Origin of the sequence: Pseudomonas sp. HMWF006, assembly GCF_003061205.1 — a bacterium.
In the GTDB taxonomy this organism is placed as follows: domain Bacteria; phylum Pseudomonadota; class Gammaproteobacteria; order Pseudomonadales; family Pseudomonadaceae; genus Aquipseudomonas; species Aquipseudomonas monsensis.
In genome coordinates this window covers 1-859 of sequence record NZ_QAIU01000619.1, presented here as the reverse complement: position 1 = coordinate 859, position 859 = coordinate 1, and the positions used below count along the sequence as shown (strand labels likewise).

Below are 859 nucleotides of genomic sequence, written 5' to 3'. Positions count from 1 at the left end.
ATCTTACCGGGCGCGCCGCCGCGTTCAAAGTGCGGGGTGCAATTCTCGTCGAACACCCTGGAATGACAGGCTCTGGCGACGAACCGTCGCACCGCCGATCCTTAAAACAGAGAAACCTGTGCAAGAAGCATTGGCACGTCTCGGAAAAAGGGTTAAGGTGGCGCCACTGTGCTGCTTGTGTCACTGAGAATCTCTACACGATATGTTGAATTTCGATCCAACCATCTACAAGAATTTTTCCTGCTCTTTGCACTCAGTCTCGGCCAGGGTTCTTCCTGAGTCGCAGTTATCTTTGTTCAAGGAGTTACACCATGTCTAATCGCCAAACCGGTACCGTTAAGTGGTTCAACGATGAAAAAGGCTTCGGCTTCATCACTCCACAATCCGGTGACGACCTGTTCGTTCACTTCAAAGCTATCCAATCCGACGGCTTCAAAAGCCTGAAAGAAGGCCAACAGGTTTCTTTCATCGCTACCCGCGGTCAGAAAGGCATGCAAGCTGAAGAAGTACAAGTTATCTAACTTGTAGCTTCTTTAGAAAAGAGCCCCGCCCTTAAAAGCGGGGCTTTTTTGTGGGCGCTTGTTTTCCAGGCGTAAAAAAAGATCGCAGCCTTCGGCAGCGCCTACAGGATGTACATTAATCCTCTGGAGCTGCCGAAGGCTGCGATCTTTTTGCCTGTGCCTTACCAGGCCACGCCAAACCCTGCGGTATAGCGGGTCTTGTTCAGATCCGCATCCTGGGTTCCGCTGATGATGTCGCGCTCGGCCTTGAGGTTGAGCGACGCCCAGTCGGTGACCTTGTAGCGCAAGCCCAATTCGGCATCCAGCGCGTAGTTGGCGACGTCGGAGAGCGGCTTGCC

The 859-nt window shown here is 52.7% G+C and carries 2 protein-coding genes; one reads left to right on the top strand and one right to left on the bottom strand.

Annotated elements, in window-relative coordinates:
- The first annotated feature begins 311 nt into the window (after positions 1 to 311).
- Positions 312 to 521, top strand: coding sequence for a cold-shock protein (locus tag DBR24_RS28725; RefSeq protein ID WP_002554837.1), 210 nt, complete (start codon positions 312 to 314; stop codon positions 519 to 521).
- Positions 522 to 682: 161 nt separating this feature from the next.
- Here DBR24_RS28725 and DBR24_RS28720 read toward each other — a convergent pair.
- On the bottom strand, positions 683 to 859 hold a 177-nt coding region (locus tag DBR24_RS28720; RefSeq protein WP_128616386.1), incomplete at its 5' end, for a DUF481 domain-containing protein.